The organism is Streptomyces sp. E11-3, assembly GCF_046540415.1.
In the GTDB taxonomy this organism is placed as follows: Bacteria; Actinomycetota; Actinomycetes; order Streptomycetales; family Streptomycetaceae; genus Streptomyces.
In genome coordinates this window covers 3,494,594-3,509,532 of sequence record NZ_JAZGRL010000001.1, presented here as the reverse complement: position 1 = coordinate 3,509,532, position 14,939 = coordinate 3,494,594, and the positions used below count along the sequence as shown (strand labels likewise).

Below are 14,939 nucleotides of genomic sequence, written 5' to 3'. Positions count from 1 at the left end.
GTGGGTGGGGGTGAGGGACGGGGGCGGGTCAGTCGGCGAAGGTGTAGCCGAAGCGCGGCGAGCCCGCCGGGTCGATGCCGACGGTGGAGACGTAGATGCCGGACGGGCTGGTCAGGGAGCCGTCCGCGCCCGAACGCAGGGCGTAGACCGCGCCGTTGCCGCCGTTCTCACCGGGGGCGCCGATGACCACATCGCCGCGGCCGTCGCCGTTGAGGTCGGTGATGCGGACGTCGGTGCCGAAGTAGTCGTTCTGCTCGTTCGAGTTGGGCACGCCGGGAGTGTCCTGGCTGAGGAACTTGGAGCCCTGGCCGGTGATGCCGGAGCCGTCGGCCGCGCCGTACAGGACGGTGGCGGCGCCGGTGTCGACGACGCCCGCGAGGTTCTCACCGGGGGAGCCGACGACCAGGTCGAGGTGGCCGTCGCCGTTGATGTCGCCGAGGTCCAGGTCGGCGCCGAAGCCGTCGCCGTTCTCACCGCCGCCGGGAACGCCCGGGGTGTCCTGGGTGAACTCCTGCCGCTCGCCGTACGCGGGGCCGGACGCGGTGCCGTGCGCGATCAGGGCCGTACCGCCCTTGTTGGCGCCCGCGATGCCCTCGTCCCACTCGATGCCCATGACGATGTCGTCGTAGCCGTCGCTGTCGGTGTCGCCGATGTCGGTGATGATTCCGGCGGGCAGCTTCTGGTAGGTGGCGGACTGGACGCCGGAAGCGGAGCCGGGGAACCAGAAGTTGGCGTTGTAGCCGATCTCGGTGTCGTTCTCGTAGCCGTTGACGACCAGGTCCTTGATGCCGTCACCGTTGGCGTCGCCGGACTGGAGGAACCTGATGCCGCTGCCTTCGCCGCTCAGCACCGGCGCGGTGAGGGTGTAATGGCCGCCTGTGACGCCCTTGGTGCGGCCGAAGCCGCCGCGGTAGACGTCGACGACGCGGGAGGTGAACGTACCGATGGCGAGGTCGTCCACACCGTCGCCGTTGAAGTCGGCGGCCTCCATCACACCGCCGAACCAGTCGTGCTTGGTGGGGCGCGGGTCCTTGACCGTGGTGCCGCCCTTGAGGCCCGAGGCCGAGCCCCACAGGATCGCCACGGTGCCGCCGTTGACGTCGCTGCCGACGTCTTCGCCCACGGCGCCGACGGCCAGGTCGTCGTAGCCGTCGTTGTCGAAGTCGCCGTAGGCGAGGTCGGAGCCGAAGAAATCGCTCTGCTCCGCGGTGCCGGGGACGCCCGCGGTGTCCTGGTGGATCGTGGCGTAGCGGTTTCCGGTGGGGCCGCCGTAGATGATCGTGACGGCACCGGCCTTCGCACGGCCGTTCACGGTGGCGCCGGTCGCGCTCACAGCGACGTCGCCGTATCCGTCCGCGTTGAAGTCGGCCTGGGCGATCGCCGGGGAGGCGTCCGCGGCGGTGGCGGTGCCGGTCGCGGCGATGGCGAGGCCACCGGTGAGGGCGGCCGCGGTGGCGGTCGCCAGGGCGGTACGAAGGTGCTTGTGCATACGGGGTCTCCTGGGCCGGTGTCGTTTACCGGGAGTTCGTCCCGGTGCAACGGAGCGGTTGGCGAACAGGAGACCGGTGGGGTGGGGCGTAAGTTGTGCGCCGTTATCGAAGCGTGCTCTGACCTGCGCGAACAGCCGGGTATGGAAACGGACTTGTCCGGATGTGGCGGGCGTGGCGGGCGTGGCGGATGTGGTGGGCGCGGCGGATGTGGTGGGCGCGGCGGATGTGGTGGGCGCGGCGGTGGGCGAAGCGGGCGTGAAAAACCCGGATGGGCTGGCGGAACCAGCCCATCCGGGTTCGTCTCGTCGTGCGTTACTTCACCGGCTCCGGCTCCGGCTCGTCCGCGCCCTCCGTCTCGCCCGCCGGGTCGACCGGCGTCTTGACCGAGTCGAGCAGCAACTGGGCGACGTCGACGACCTGGAGGGCCTCCTTGGCCGCGCCGTCGTTCTTCTTGCCGTTGACGGAGTCCGTCAGCATCACGAGGCAGAACGGGCAGGCGGTGGAGACGATGTCCGGGTTGAGGGACAGCGCCTCGTCCACGCGCTCGGTGTTGATGCGCTTGCCGATGCGCTCCTCCATCCACATCCGCGCACCACCGGCGCCACAGCAGAAGCCGCGCTCCTTGTGCCGGTGCATCTCCTGCTGGCGCAGGCCCGGGACGGCCGACATGATCTCGCGCGGGGGCGTGTAGATCTTGTTGTGGCGGCCCAGGTAGCACGGGTCGTGGTACGTGATGAGGCCCTCGACGGGGGTGACCGGGATCAGCTTGCCCTCGTCGATGAGGTGCTGGAGCAGCTGGGTGTGGTGGATGACCTCGTAGTCGCCGCCGATCTGCGGGTACTCGTTGCCGAGCGTGTTGAGGCAGTGCGGGCAGGTGGCGACGATCTTCTTCGCCGACTTCGGCTTCTTGGTCGACTCGTCCTCGTCGTCCTCGCCGAACGCGGCGTTCAGGGTCGCCACGTTCTCCATGCCGAGCTCCTGGAACAGCGGCTCGTTGCCCAGGCGGCGGGCCGAGTCACCGGTGCACTTCTCATCGCCGCCCATGATGGCGAACTTGACGCCCGCCATGTGCAGCAGCTCCGCGAAGGCCTTGGTGGTCTTCTTCGCACGGTCTTCCAGCGCGCCCGCGCAGCCGACCCAGTACAGGTACTCGACCTCGGTCAGGTCCTCGATCGTCTTGCCGACGACCGGCACCTCGAAGTCGACCTCCTTGGTCCACTCCAGGCGCTGCTTCTTGGCCAGGCCCCAGGGGTTGCCCTTCTTCTCCAGGTTCTTGAGCATCGTGCCCGCCTCGCTGGGGAAGCTGGACTCGATCATCACCTGGTAGCGGCGCATGTCGACGATGTGGTCGATGTGCTCGATGTCGACCGGGCACTGTTCCACGCACGCACCGCAGGTGGTGCAGGACCAGAGCACGTCCGGGTCGATGACGCCGTTCTCTTCGACCGTGCCGATCAGCGGGCGCTCGGCCTCCGCGAGGGCAGCCGCGGGCACCGAGGCGAGCTGCTCGTCGGAGGCCTTCTCGTCGCCCTCCATCGTCTTGCCGCCACCGGCCAGGAGGTACGGGGCCTTGGCGTGCGCGTGGTCGCGCAGCGACATGATCAGGAGCTTCGGGGACAGCGGCTTGCCGGTGTTCCAGGCGGGGCACTGCGACTGGCAGCGGCCGCACTCCGTACACGTCGAGAAGTCGAGCAGGCCCTTCCAGGAGAACTGCTCCACCTGGGAGACGCCGAACACGTCGTCCTCACCGGGGTCGGTGAAGTCGATCGGCTTCCCGCCCGAGGTCATCGGCTGCAGCTCGCCCAGGGCGGTCCCACCGGTCGCCTCGCGCTTGAACCAGATGTTCGGGAAGGCGAGGAAGCGGTGCCAGGCCACACCCATGTTGGTGTTCAGGCTCACCGTGATCATCCAGATCATGGTGGTGCTCAGCTTCACCATGGCGGCGAAGTAGACCACGTTCTGCAGCGTCCCGAGGCTCAGGCCCTTGAACAGCAGGATCAGCGGGTACGAGGCGAAGTACGCGGGCTCGTAGCTGTCGACGTGGTGCAGCGTGCCCTCCAGGCCACGCAGCACGTAGATGGCGAGGCCGATGATGAGGATGACGTACTCGACGAAGTACGCCTGGCCCATCTTCGAGCCCGTGAACCGGGACTTGCGGCCGGGCCTCGACGGCAGGTTCAGCAGGCGGATCACCATCAGCGTGGCGATGCCGAGCGTCGTCATCGCGCCGATGAACTCGATGTACATCTCGTACGGCAGGAAGGTGCCGATGACCGGCAGCGTCCAGTCGGCCTTGAACAGCTGACCGTACGCCGTGACGATCGTCGGCGGCAGCGTCAGGAAGCCGATCGCCACGAACCAGTGGGCGACACCGACGATGCCCCAACGGTTCATGCGCGTGTGCCCGAGGAACTCCCGGACCAGGGTGACGCTGCGCTGGTACGGATTGTCGGTCCGTGTTCCTGCCGGCACGGGCTGGCCGAGCCTGAAGTAGTGCACGAACTGCGCGATGGCGCGGCCTAGCAGGGCGACGCCGACCGCGGTCAGTACCAGCGACACGATGATCGCGGCGAGTTGCATTTGGGGGCTCCTCGGGCCTGCGAGGTGGGGCTTCGGTGGGCTTTGGGGACGATTACTAAGCGGTAACTTATGCAGTCCGTCTGAGCGTACCCATTTATCACGCCGCACTGTAGCCAGGGTCGCGGTGATCTGCGTCGCTGAGGGTCGCCTTGCCGTGCGCCGCGCCGGGTGACGTGTCGTGCGCCTTGCCGTGCGCCGCACCGCGTGCTGATGATTCTGATCGTGTTATTCACCACATATTGGGACATTTAGGTCTAACTTGTCACCGTGCTTCATGGGACCGCGGCCGCGCTCGGTGCGCTGCTGCTCACTGCCGTACTTACCGGACTGGTCCGCAGGGTCGCCCTGCGGGCCGGGCTCGTCGACCGCACCGGTCGTACCTACCGCCACGGCGGGCGCAGACTGCCCCCGCGGCCGCTCCCGCGCCTCGGCGGTGTCGCGGTCGTCGTCGGCACCCTGCTGGTCTGTGTCGCCACCGGCCCCGCGCCGCTGTCGCCCGGCCTGAAGACGCTGCTCACGGCCGCCGTCGTGGTGGCCCTGCTGGGTCTTCTGCACGATCTGCGCCCGCTGCGCGCCCGGCCACGGCTGGCCGTCGAGGCGGGGGCCGCGGTCGCCGTGGTGTACGGCAGCGGGCTCGCGCCGGGCGCCGGTGCGCTCGCCGTGGTGTGGATCGTGCTCGTCACCAACGCCTTCAGTGGGTTGGACCATTCGGATGGGGCGGCGGGCGCGGTCGGGGTTGTCACCGCGCTCGGGCTCGCGCTGTGCGCGGCGGCCGAGGGGCTGGAGGGCCTGGCCCTGGTCCTGAGCGTGCTCGCCGCCGCGCTCACCGGCTTCCTCATCCACAACTGGCACCCGGCCCGGATCTCGCTCGGCGACTGCGGGGCGCGCTGTACGGGCTTCCTGCTCGCGTCGGGCGCGGTGCTCGTGCACGTCGGGCATCCGGCGCTGCCCAGCGTGGCCGCGCTGTTCGCGCTGGCCGCCGTGGCCACCGCCGACGCCGTCCTGATCCTGCTCACCCGGCTGTCCCGCCGCCGCTCCGGGCGCGGCGCCGCCGACCACGCCGCGCACCGGCTGCGCCGCCTCGGCCTCACCGCCCAGGGCGCCGCCGTCGTCCTCGCCGTCGTCGCCTTCGCCGGTACGTTGACGGGCCTGCTGGTGCACCGGGGCACGCTCGACCCCGTCGCGGTACTGCCGCTGGCGGCCGTGCTGCTGCTTGCGGTCGGCGGCCTGCTCAGGGTCCCGGCGTACGGGTCAGGACCGCCCCGTACGGCCAGGACGCGGACACCGGGGGCGAACGCGGCCAGGGCACCCCGTCCCACGGTCCCGGTCTCTGGCACCCGCGCCCCGGTCTCCGGCACCCGCGGCCGGGTCGCCGCGCCCCGTTCGGCCCGCTCGGCCCGCACCGACCTCAAGCCGAGCGGTGTGCGCCTGCCGCTCCCCGGCCGCCGCGCGCGGGGCCGCACGGAGGCGCCGCGGTCGGCCGCCGATCTGGCGAGGGGCTGACGTGACGATGACCACGACGACCACGATGACGACGTTTGACCGGGGGCTCGGCGGCCTGCCGCAGGGCGGGGCCGCGAGGATCTCGGGCGCCGCGAGGCCCTCGGGCCTCGCAAGACCTTCGCGCGCCGCGAGGCCATGGGGCACCGCGGACGCCGCGCGTCCCACGCGTCCCGACCGCCTCGCCTTCGTCGACCCGGCAGGAGGCTGACGATGGTCACCACGACGCCCGACCCCGCACCGGGAGGAGGCCCGCCGCGGGGCACCGCGCCGTCGACCGGCGCCGCGCACGCCGCGCGCGCCGTCCGCGCCGCGTACGCGGCCCGTACCGCCTTCGCCTCCCGTGGCACGGCCGACGGAGTGCCCGACGCCGGTGTCGCCGTCGCCGCCGCGACCGTGGTCTGTGCCGGGGTGCCGCTCGCCGCCGTACGCCGGGCCGAGGCCGCCGCAGCGGTGGTACGGCTCGCCGCCGGGGGGAGCGCGGCCGATGTGCATCTCTGTGATGCGTACACGCTGGCGCTCGCCGACCGGGACCGCCGACTGCGCGGGCTGCTGCGCTCCGCCGCCCTGAACCTGCCCGACGGGCACGGCGTGGGGTGGGCGAACCGCCTGGTCCACCACGACCGCCGACTCCCACGGGAGCGGCTGTACGGCCCCGAGCTCCTGCTGGACGTCTTCCGCGTCGGCCAGTCCGTCGGCCTGCGCCACTACCTGGTCGGGGCGACCCCCGCGGCCGTGGAGCGGCTCACCGCCGCGCTCCGGGCCCGTTATCCCCGTACCCGCATCGTCGGCGCCGAGGCCGCGCCGCGCCGCGAACCCACCGCCGGGGAACGGCAGGCCCAGCTCGCGCGGATCAGGGACAGCGGCGCCCAGCTCGTCTGGCTCGGTCTCGACGCCCCGCGGCAGGACCGCGAAGCGGCTCTGCTGGCCGCCGCGCACCCCGCCGTGTACGTCGCGGCGGGCGCCGCCTTCGACCACGTGTCGGGGGCGCGGCGGCGCGGGCCCGCATGGCGCCGGGCGCTGTGGGGCAACCCCCGGTTCATCTGGGCCGTAGGCAAAGGAGCGGTACGGGTATGAGCCCTTCCAGACCCCTTCCCCTTCCCCTTCTCGACCGGGCCCGCGCGCTGGCCCGGCGCATCGGCGTCGACCACCCACGTCACCCGCACGCGCCGCGCTCCTGGCCGGGTCCGCAACTCGTCCAGCTGCTGCACCGGTTCGCCGTCGACCTGGTGCTCGACGTCGGCGCGGGCACCGGCGGCTACGGCACCCTGCTGCGGCGCGGCGGCTACCACGGCCGCATCGTCTCCTTCGAGCCGCTCGGCCGCCCGCGCGCCGCCCTGCACCGCACGGCGGCCGACGACGAGCGCTGGTCCGTACTGCCCCACGCGCTCGGCGACCCGCACGGCGAGCAGCCGACCGGGGACCGCCGCCTGGACGCCCTGTGGGAGGAGGTCGTCGCGCCCGGTGAACGCGTCTTCCTCAAGCTGGACGCACAGGGCCAGGAGGCCCCGGTACTGCACGGCACCGGCGAGTACGTCACCGAATGCGTCGGACTCCAGACCGGGACGTCGCTGGGACCCGTTCCGTCGCACGAGCACGGGCTCCTCTTCAACGACACCCTCGAATACACCCAGCGGACCCTCGGGCTCACCCTGATGTCCGTCGTCCCCGGACTCTCGCACCCGGAGTCCGGGCAGTTGCTCCGGTGCGACCTGGTCCTGTTCAAGGACGACGGTCACGATCAGGCGTACGACGGTCATGAGCAGGCCTACGACGACGTCGACCAAGCCCACGACGACGTCGACCAGGCTCACGACGACGTCAGGCAGGCCCACGGCGGCCACGAGCAGGCCCACGGCGACGTCGAGCAGACCTACGCCTGGTCCGCCGAGGGCCGACCGACCCCCTGACCCCGAGTCACTTCCCTTAAGGAGGCGCGCGTTGGACGTCCGCGGATTTCTGCAGGCCACCACCCGGCAGTGGCCGGTCGTCGTCGGCTCCCTGCTGGCCGGACTGCTCACGGCTTGGGTGGTGACCGCCGCCACCGACTCCGTGTACGAGGCCCGCACCCAGCTCTTCGTCGCCACCCGGGCCGCCGCCGACACCGGCCAACTCCACCAGAGCCAGAGCTTCTCGCAGGCCAGGGTCCGGTCGTACGCGGCGATCGTCGCCAGCCGCCAGGTGACCCAGCCGGTGGCCAAGCAGCTGAAGCTGCCGGGCACCCCGGACGAACTCGCCTCCCGGATCACCGCCGACGCACCCCGCGACACCGTCCTGATCAACATCACGGTCAGGGACACCGACGCCGACCGCGCCGCCCGAACCGCCGACGCGGTCGCCCTGCGGTTCAGCAAGGTCGTCGAGCGCCTGGAGACCCCGCGCGGCGGGACGTCGGCGGGCCCGGAGACCGGGGCCGCGGGCTCGGCCCCACAGCTCTCCCCGGTCTCGCTCGGCATCACCCAACAGGCCGCCGTCCCCGTCGAGCCGGTCACCCCGGAGCCACTGCGCAACCTCGGCATCGGCCTGCTCGGCGGGCTGCTGCTAGGCGCGAGCCTCGCCGTGCTGCGGGAGACGCTGGACACGACCCTGAAGACCACCGAGGCGCTCGCGGAGTGCACCTCGCTGCCGGTCCTGGCCGCCGTCCCGTACGACAGCGCCGCCCCCGAACAACCCCTCATCACCGGCGCCGCGGCCGCCTCGCCGCGCGCCGAGGCGTTCCGCAGGCTACGTACCAACCTGCGGTTCGCCCAGGTCGACGAGCGACCCAGGGTGATCGTGGTGACCAGCCCGCTGGCCGGCGAGGGCAAGACCGACACTGCCGCCAACCTGGCGCTCGCGCTCGCCGACTCGGGCGTGTCGGTGTGCCTGGTCGACGCGGATCTGCGGCGCCCGACCGTGGCCAGCACGCTCGGCCTGGTCCAGGACGCGGGGCTGACCACCGTTCTGGTCGGCAACGCGACACTCGAAGAGGTGACACAACAGGCCGCGGGCACGGTCGCCGTGCTCACCACCGGCGTGCTCCCGCCCAACCCCACCGAACTGCTGGCATCGGACCGGATGGGCGAGCTGCTGCGCGAACTCGCAGACCGCTACGAGACGGTGATCGTCGACACCGCCCCGCTGCTCCCCGTCGCCGACACCCTCGGCCTGGCCCCGCACGCCCAGGGCGCGCTGCTGGTCGTACGGGCCGCCAGCACCCCGCGCGAGCAGGCCGCGCAGGCCGCCGACGCCCTGCGTGCGGTGGGCGTACGTACCCTCGGCGCCGTCTTCACGATGGCCCCGGCCGCCAAGGACGGCGGGGGTTACGGCACCTACGGCGGAGGGTCGCCACGGGGCGAGGGGGACGAGGCCGCGCCGCCGCGCCCCGACCGCGGTGTCAGGGAGCCGCTCGCCCCGGCGCTGTCGCACCTGGCGGGTGACAAGTGACGGCCGGAGCGACGGTCCTGTTCGTCTGCACCGGCAACCAGCACCGCTCCCCGCTCGCCGAGCGGCTGCTCACGGCCAGACTCGGCCCCGACTCCCCGGTGCGGGCGGCCAGCGCGGGCACCGGCGCGCAGCGTCGCTTCGGCATGGACCCGGCCACCAGGTCCGTGTTGGAGGGACTCGGCGGCGACGGGGCGAGGTTCACCGCCCGCCCGCTGACCCCCGAACTCGTCGACGGCGCGGGCCTGGTGCTCGGCCTGGGCCGTGAGCACCGCGAGGCCGCGGTACGGATGTGCCCGTGGGCGCTGCGTCGCTGCTTCACGCTGCGGGAGTTCGTACGACTGACGGAAGGGGCCCGGGAGGGCAGTTCCTTCGCCGACGCGGTGGCCCACGCCGCCGCGGCCCGTGGCTCGGTACCGCCGCCCCCGCCCCGTACCGATGACGTCGCCGACCCCTGGGGCGCGGGATACGACGCACTGCGGGCCTGTGCCGAGGAGATCGCGGAGGCCGTCGACGCCCTGCTGCCGGTGCTCGCCGACCAGGGGATGAATCGGTCGGAAGGCTTCACTGCTAGCCGTACGTGACACGTGGTTGCCCATAAGGACCGAATAAAAGTTGAGTCGGTGCGACTCAGCTCTGTTGACGCTGCCCGATCGGTCGTGCATCCTTGAGCCAGATCCACTCAAGTTCAATGGAGGAATCGAAATGGCACGTGCGGTCGGCATCGACCTGGGCACGACGAACTCGGTCGTCAGCGTTCTGGAGGGCGGTGAGCCCACCGTCATCACCAACGCCGAGGGCGCCAGGACCACGCCGTCCGTCGTCGCCTTCGCCAAGAACGGCGAGGTGCTCGTCGGCGAGGTCGCCAAGCGCCAGGCGGTCACCAACGTCGACAGGACCGTCCGGTCGGTCAAGCGCCACATGGGCACCGACTGGAAGATCAACCTCGACGACAAGAACTTCAACCCGCAGCAGATGAGCGCCTTCATCCTGCAGAAGCTGAAGCGCGACGCCGAGTCCTACCTGGGTGAGAAGGTGACCGACGCGGTCATCACCGTCCCGGCGTACTTCAACGACTCCGAGCGCCAGGCCACCAAGGAGGCCGGCGAGATCGCCGGTCTGAACGTCCTGCGTATCGTCAACGAGCCCACCGCGGCCGCCCTGGCGTACGGCCTGGACAAGGACGACCAGACCATCCTGGTCTTCGACCTCGGTGGCGGCACCTTCGACGTCTCCCTCCTTGAGATCGGTGACGGCGTCGTCGAGGTGAAGGCCACCAACGGTGACAACCACCTCGGTGGTGACGACTGGGACCAGCGCGTCGTCGACTACCTGGTCAAGCAGTTCAACAACGGCCACGGCGTGGACCTCTCCAAGGACAAGATGGCGCTCCAGCGCCTCCGTGAGGCCGCGGAGAAGGCCAAGATCGAGCTGTCCTCGTCCACCGAGACGAACATCAACCTGCCCTACATCACGGCCTCCGCCGAGGGCCCGCTGCACCTGGACGAGAATCAACCTGCCCTACATCACGGCCTCCGCCGAGGGCCCGCTGCACCTGGACGAGAATCAACCTGCCCTACATCACGGCCTCCGCCGAGGGCCCGCTGCACCTGGACGAGAAGCTCACCCGCGCTCAGTTCCAGCAGCTCACCAGCGACCTGCTGGAGCGCTGCAAGAACCCGTTCCACAACGTCATCAAGGACGCGGGCATCCAGCTCTCCGAGATCGACCACGTCGTTCTCGTCGGTGGCTCGACCCGTATGCCGGCCGTCGCCGAGCTCGTCAAGGAGCTGACCGGTGGCAAGGAGGCCAACAAGGGCGTCAACCCGGACGAGGTCGTCGCCATCGGCGCCGCCCTGCAGGCCGGTGTGCTCAAGGGTGAGGTGAAGGACGTCCTGCTCCTGGACGTCACCCCGCTGTCCCTCGGTATCGAGACCAAGGGCGGCATCATGACCAAGCTCATCGAGCGCAACACGACCATCCCGACCAAGCGGTCGGAGATCTTCACGACGGCCGAGGACAACCAGCCGTCCGTGCAGATCCAGGTCTACCAGGGCGAGCGCGAGATCGCGGCGTACAACAAGAAGCTCGGAATGTTCGAGCTCACCGGCCTGCCCCCGGCCCCGCGCGGCGTCCCGCAGATCGAGGTCGCCTTCGACATCGACGCCAACGGCATCATGCACGTGACCGCGAAGGACCTGGGCACGGGCAAGGAGCAGAAGATGACCGTCACCGGTGGCTCCTCGCTGCCGAAGGACGAGGTCGACCGGATGCGCCAGGAGGCCGAGCAGTACGCCGAGGAGGACCACAAGCGCCGCGAGGCCGCCGAGTCCCGTAACCAGGGCGAGCAGCTCGTCTACCAGACCGAGAAGTTCCTCGCGGACAACGAGGAGAAGGTCCCCGCCGAGGTGAAGACCGAGGTCGAGGAGGCCGTCACGGACCTCAAGGAGAAGCTCAAGGGCGAGGACTCCGCCGAGATCCGCACGGCCACCGAGAAGGTCCAGGCCGTCGCCCAGAAGCTCGGCCAGGCCATGTACGCCGACGCGCAGGCCGCTCAGGCGGCCGGTGGCGCCGAGGGTGCCGCGGGCGCGGCGGGTGCCGAGCAGCCCAAGGCCGAGGACGACGTCGTGGACGCCGAGATCGTCGACGACGAGAAGCCGACCGACGCCAAGGGTGGTGCCGCGTGACGGAGGAGACCCCGGGCTTCGAAGAGCAGCCCGACGTCCCCTCCGGCGCCACCGAAGACGACGCCGAGTCGAAGGCCGCCTCCCCCTCTCCGGAGGAGGGGGCGGCCCCGGCAGGGGACGCAAGCGCACAGACCGCCGGTCTGACCGCCCAGCTGGACCAGGTCCGTACCGCGCTCGGCGAGCGCACCGCGGACCTCCAGCGGCTCCAGGCCGAGTACCAGAACTACCGCCGTCGGGTGGAGCGCGACCGGGTCACGGTCAAGGAGATCGCCAGCGCCAATCTGCTGACCGAACTCCTGCCCACGCTCGACGACATCGGCCGCGCCCGCGAGCACGGCGAGCTGGTCGGCGGCTTCAAGTCGGTGGCCGAATCGCTGGAGACCGTCGTCGCCAAGATGGGTCTGCAGCAGTTCGGCAAGGAGGGCGAGCCCTTCGACCCGACGATCCACGAGGCCCTGATGCACTCGTACGCGCCGGATGTCACCGAGACGACCTGCGTCGCGATCCTGCAGCCTGGGTATCGCATCGGCGAGCGCACCATCCGCCCCGCGCGGGTGGCCGTCGCCGAGCCGCAGCCCGGGGCGCAGACCGTCAAGGGCGAAGGCACCGCGGACGAGGCCGAGCCGACGGCACCGGACAAGGAGAGCGGTGGCCCGGACGAGGGCTGACGCGAGCAGAGCAGTAGCAGCATTGATGGCAGGAGAGGAGGGACGTCGGGGATGAGCACCAAGGACTTCATCGAGAAGGACTACTACAAGGTCCTCGGCGTCCCCAAGGACGCCACCGAAGCCGAGATCAAGAAGGCGTACCGCAAGCTCGCCCGCGAGTTCCACCCGGACGCCAACAAGGGCAACGCCAAGGCGGAGGAGCGCTTCAAGGAGGTCTCCGAGGCGAACGACGTACTCGGCGACCCCAAGAAGCGCAAGGAGTACGACGAGGCGCGCACCCTGTTCGGGAACGGCGGCTACCGTCCCGGCCCCGGCGCGGGCGGCAACTTCAACTTCGACCTGGGCGACCTCTTCGGAGGCGGCGGCCCAGGCGGAGGGCCGTCCGGCGGCGGAGCGGGTGCCGGTGGCTTCGGCGGCGGCCTCGGGGATGTCTTCGGGGGCCTGTTCAACCGCGGCGGCGCGGGCACGGGTACGCGTACCCAGCCGCGCCGCGGGCAGGACATCGAGTCCGAGGTGACGCTCAGCTTCACCGAGGCCGTGGACGGCGCGACCGTCCCGCTGCGGATGTCGTCCCAGCAGCCCTGCAAGGCGTGCTCCGGCACCGGCGACAAGAACGGCACACCGCGGGTGTGCCCGACCTGCGTCGGCACCGGGCAGGTCTCGCGCGGCGGCGGTGGCGGCTTCTCGCTCACCGACCCGTGTGTGGACTGCAAGGGCCGCGGGCTCATCGCCCAGGACGCCTGCGACGTCTGCAAGGGCTCGGGCCGCGCGAAGTCCTCGCGGACGATGCAGGTCCGTATCCCCGCGGGCGTCGCGGACAACCAGCGCATCCGGCTGCGCGGCAAGGGCGCGCCGGGCGAGCGGGGCGGCCCGGCCGGCGACCTGTATGTGGTCGTCCACGTCGACGCCCACCCGGTCTTCGGCCGCAAGGGCGACAACCTCACCGTCACCGTGCCGGTCTCCTACCCGGAGGCGGCGCTCGGCGGCGAGGTGAAGGTGCCGACACTCGGCGGCCCCCCGGTCACCCTGAAACTGCCGCCTGGCACCCCCAACGGCCGTACGATGCGGGCCCGCGGCAAGGGCGCGGTCCGCAAGGACGGCACCCGCGGCGACCTGCTGGTCACCGTCGAGGTGACGGTGCCCAAGGACCTGGACACCGACGCCCGTACGGCGCTTGAGGCCTACCGCAAGGCGACCGCGGGCGAGGACCCGCGGGCAGAACTGTTCCAGGCCGCGAAGGGAGCATGACGCGATGGACGGCCGCCGTAGGAACCCGTACCAGCTCACCGACGAAACACCCGTCTACGTGATCTCGGTGGCCGCCCAGCTGTCCGGCCTGCACCCGCAGACCCTGCGGCAGTACGACCGCCTGGGCCTGGTCTCCCCGGACCGCACCGCGGGCCGGGGCCGCCGGTACTCCGCCCGCGACATCGAACTGCTGCGCACCGTCCAGCAGTTGTCGCAGGACGAGGGCATCAACCTGGCGGGCATCAAGCGCATCATCGAGCTGGAGAACCAGGTCGCCGCGCTGCAGTCCCGGGTGGCGGAGCTCTCGGCCGCGGTCGAGGGCGCGGCGGCGGCGATGCAGCAGCGCGAGGCGCAGGTCCACGCGTCGTACCGGCGCGACCTGGTGCCGTATCAGGAGGCGCACCAGACCAGCGCGTTGGTGGTCTGGCGCCCGCCCAAGCGGCGCGAGTAGCGCGGTGAGCTGACAGCTCGGAGCGGGGGGGGGGGGGGGGGGGGGGGCGCCNGCGACCTGGTGCCGTATCAGGAGGCGCACCAGACCAGCGCGTTGGTGGTCTGGCGCCCGCCCAAGCGGCGCGAGTAGCGCGGTGAGCTGACAGCTCGGAGCGGGGCCGAGGAGCGAGTGCGCTCCTCGGCCCCGCTCTTCGCTGCTCAGGGCAGCGCGGAACTCACGGCATCGGCCGCCATCATCCACCAGGGCTGCCCGCCCGTCCCGAACGCGGCGGCCAGCGCGTACCCGACGGCCGCGTCGGTCGGCCGTACGTCACTGCCCTCGCGCCACTCGGCGATCACCCGCCCGTCCCCGTCGGACAGGAAGTCCCCGACGTACGCCCCGTCCCGGGTCAGCCGACTACTGGGCACAGAGTCCGGCACCAGCCGGTACCGGACCCCGTCGTGCTCCACGTCGACCCGATAGGACCGCCGACTGATCCCGCCCTTCCCGAGCCGCAGCACCGCCTCAGCCCCACCCACGGTCAGCCTGAGCCGCGCGGCCTCACGCGTCCCGATGGCCACTTGCTCATCCACGTCGGCCGCTGGGTCACGGCGCAGCGTGACCCGGGGTATCAGCTCGCCCTCGACCACCAGCTCGCCTTGTTCCGCCGCCAGTTGGACGGTGACCTCACCGAACCGGTCGTCGTGGACGGGGGGTGGGATGCGAGCCGGTATCGATGCTGTGTCGTTCATAGGTGGTATTGGATTCCTTCAAGACAGTCAGATTTGCTCGCGATGTAACACTTGCCCGATTCATTCGCGCTTGTCATGTACCCCGCTTGGTGTGATGCAACAAGATGACGGTAGCGGTCGCGCGGTTGCTGATGCATCGTCATTGGGGCTACTACCTGTGT

11 protein-coding genes and 2 pseudogenes are annotated in these 14,939 nt (G+C 71.1%); 10 read left to right on the top strand and 3 right to left on the bottom strand.

Annotated elements, in window-relative coordinates; translation table 11 throughout:
• Window positions 1-28: 28 nt before the first annotated feature.
• Together U9R90_RS16080 and U9R90_RS16075 are read right to left on the bottom strand one after the other, a co-directional pair.
• A complete protein-coding gene (locus U9R90_RS16080; protein ID WP_411057123.1) occupies window positions 29-1,489 on the bottom strand; it encodes a VCBS repeat-containing protein in 1,461 nt (486 codons plus the stop codon).
• Between the two features lie 313 nt (window positions 1,490-1,802).
• The gene (locus tag U9R90_RS16075; RefSeq protein WP_411057122.1) at window positions 1,803-4,070 is read right to left on the bottom strand and encodes a (Fe-S)-binding protein; all 2,268 of its coding nucleotides are present in this window, start codon (window positions 4,068-4,070) and stop codon (window positions 1,803-1,805) included.
• Between the two features lie 267 nt (window positions 4,071-4,337).
• Between U9R90_RS16075 and U9R90_RS16070 the strand changes: the two genes are divergently transcribed.
• From U9R90_RS16070 to U9R90_RS16025, 10 genes and pseudogenes are all read left to right on the top strand, one after another.
• Window positions 4,338-5,573, top strand: coding sequence for an MraY family glycosyltransferase (locus tag U9R90_RS16070; protein ID WP_411057121.1), 1,236 nt, complete (start codon window positions 4,338-4,340; stop codon window positions 5,571-5,573).
• 210 nt (window positions 5,574-5,783) lie between these two features.
• Window positions 5,784-6,647 (top strand): WecB/TagA/CpsF family glycosyltransferase, encoded by an 864-nt coding sequence (locus tag U9R90_RS16065; RefSeq protein ID WP_411057120.1) that lies wholly within the window; start codon window positions 5,784-5,786, stop codon window positions 6,645-6,647.
• Window positions 6,644-7,480: an FkbM family methyltransferase gene (locus U9R90_RS16060; protein WP_411057119.1), complete on the top strand. Its 837-nt coding sequence runs from the start codon at window positions 6,644-6,646 to the stop codon at window positions 7,478-7,480. Before U9R90_RS16065 ends, U9R90_RS16060 begins: the two co-directional genes overlap by 4 nt.
• 31 nt (window positions 7,481-7,511) lie before the next feature.
• Window positions 7,512-8,996 (top strand): polysaccharide biosynthesis tyrosine autokinase, encoded by a 1,485-nt coding sequence (locus U9R90_RS16055; protein ID WP_411057118.1) that lies wholly within the window; start codon window positions 7,512-7,514, stop codon window positions 8,994-8,996.
• Window positions 8,993-9,577 carry a low molecular weight phosphatase family protein gene (locus U9R90_RS16050; protein WP_411057117.1) on the top strand — a complete coding sequence of 195 codons (585 nt, stop codon included), beginning with the start codon at window positions 8,993-8,995 and terminating at the stop codon, window positions 9,575-9,577. The genes U9R90_RS16055 and U9R90_RS16050 overlap by 4 nt, the downstream gene beginning before the upstream one ends.
• 121 nt (window positions 9,578-9,698) lie before the next feature.
• Window positions 9,699-10,490: pseudogene (locus tag U9R90_RS16045) on the top strand (Hsp70 family protein); the annotation flags it as partial.
• 107 nt (window positions 10,491-10,597) lie between these two features.
• Window positions 10,598-11,680: pseudogene (locus U9R90_RS16040) on the top strand (Hsp70 family protein); the annotation flags it as partial.
• Window positions 11,677-12,348: a nucleotide exchange factor GrpE gene (gene grpE, locus U9R90_RS16035; RefSeq protein ID WP_411057116.1), complete on the top strand. Its 672-nt coding sequence runs from the start codon at window positions 11,677-11,679 to the stop codon at window positions 12,346-12,348. The pseudogene U9R90_RS16040 and the gene grpE, both read left to right, overlap by 4 nt.
• Before the next feature lie 51 nt (window positions 12,349-12,399).
• Window positions 12,400-13,596 carry a molecular chaperone DnaJ gene (gene dnaJ, locus U9R90_RS16030; RefSeq protein WP_411057115.1) on the top strand — a complete coding sequence of 399 codons (1,197 nt, stop codon included), beginning with the start codon at window positions 12,400-12,402 and terminating at the stop codon, window positions 13,594-13,596.
• Window positions 13,597-13,600: 4 nt separating this feature from the next.
• Complete coding sequence (locus U9R90_RS16025; RefSeq protein WP_411057114.1) at window positions 13,601-14,047, top strand: heat shock protein transcriptional repressor HspR; 447 nt, start codon at window positions 13,601-13,603, stop codon at window positions 14,045-14,047.
• A 197-nt stretch (window positions 14,048-14,244) separates the two neighbouring features.
• Here the strand turns inward: U9R90_RS16025 and U9R90_RS16020 are convergent, their stop codons facing one another.
• A complete protein-coding gene (locus U9R90_RS16020; RefSeq protein ID WP_411057113.1) occupies window positions 14,245-14,778 on the bottom strand; it encodes a hypothetical protein in 534 nt (177 codons plus the stop codon).
• Between the last annotated feature and the right edge of the window lie 161 nt (window positions 14,779-14,939).

Coding starts and splice junctions, on each gene's coding strand:
- U9R90_RS16075 (WP_411057122.1), bottom strand. CDS start 4,070: ATGCAACTCGCCGCGATCATCGTGTCGCTGGTACTGACCGCGGTCGGC.
- U9R90_RS16080 (WP_411057123.1), bottom strand. CDS start 1,489: ATGCACAAGCACCTTCGTACCGCCCTGGCGACCGCCACCGCGGCCGCC.
- U9R90_RS16020 (WP_411057113.1), bottom strand. CDS start 14,778: ATGAACGACACAGCATCGATACCGGCTCGCATCCCACCCCCCGTCCAC.
- U9R90_RS16065 (WP_411057120.1), top strand. CDS start 5,784: ATGGTCACCACGACGCCCGACCCCGCACCGGGAGGAGGCCCGCCGCGG.
- dnaJ (WP_411057115.1), top strand. CDS start 12,400: ATGAGCACCAAGGACTTCATCGAGAAGGACTACTACAAGGTCCTCGGC.
- U9R90_RS16060 (WP_411057119.1), top strand. CDS start 6,644: ATGAGCCCTTCCAGACCCCTTCCCCTTCCCCTTCTCGACCGGGCCCGC.
- U9R90_RS16025 (WP_411057114.1), top strand. CDS start 13,601: ATGGACGGCCGCCGTAGGAACCCGTACCAGCTCACCGACGAAACACCC.